Genomic DNA, 612 nt, shown 5'->3' with positions numbered 1-612 from the left:
CCTTAACAGGGCGTTATGTGCTTATGAGGAAAATTGACATGGAAGTGGTAGAGGCCAACCCTAATTTGGCCCCAATATTAGTGAGTTATGCGAAAGAATGCCTAGAATCGGGTATTCCAAAATATTCGGGTGTGGAGCAAGATCCGACAGCTTATTTGTCAGGTTTGGTCGAACGTTCAAAGGCAATCTCCGAGTTACCAAAGGGATATTTACCTAGCACAACTTACTACTGTGTATCGAACTCCGAAATTTTAGGTGCAATCCGAGTTCGCAAAGGTACTAATGCCAACGTAGAAAATGTCATTGGTCATGTTGGCTACGAAACTAGACCGTCAGCTCGTGGTAAGGGTGTAGCCTCATTTCTGCTTGCTTGGGTGCGAGACCATGTTGTCACTGATTCAGTTATTGTTACTTGCTCAACTGACAATCCCGCGTCTCAAAAAGTCATAGAAAACTGTGGTGGTGAATACCTCGGTAACTACACAGATGACAGAGAGGGTACGGTAAGGCGCTACCGTTTAGTACGCACATAACAAAGCATTCAAGAGTGATTCGCAACGCTTGGCAGTTTCGCTTCGCTCAAGTATAGCCAAGCGCCACTCACACCTTAAT

The 612-nt window shown here is 45.1% G+C and carries 1 protein-coding gene; it reads left to right on the top strand.

What is annotated here, in order from left to right:
• The first annotated feature begins 38 nt into the window (after positions 1–38).
• Positions 39–533 (top strand): GNAT family N-acetyltransferase, encoded by a 495-nt coding sequence (locus LIX84_RS23350; protein WP_150879382.1) that lies wholly within the window; start codon positions 39–41, stop codon positions 531–533.
• Positions 534–612: the final 79 nt, after the last annotated feature.

The sequence above is a fragment of the Vibrio sp. E14 genome (assembly GCF_020515785.1).
GTDB classification, from domain to species: Bacteria; Pseudomonadota; Gammaproteobacteria; order Enterobacterales; family Vibrionaceae; genus Vibrio; species Vibrio diabolicus.
Note: the sequence above shows the minus strand (reverse complement) of the source record. Positions and strands in the feature narration are given on the sequence as shown.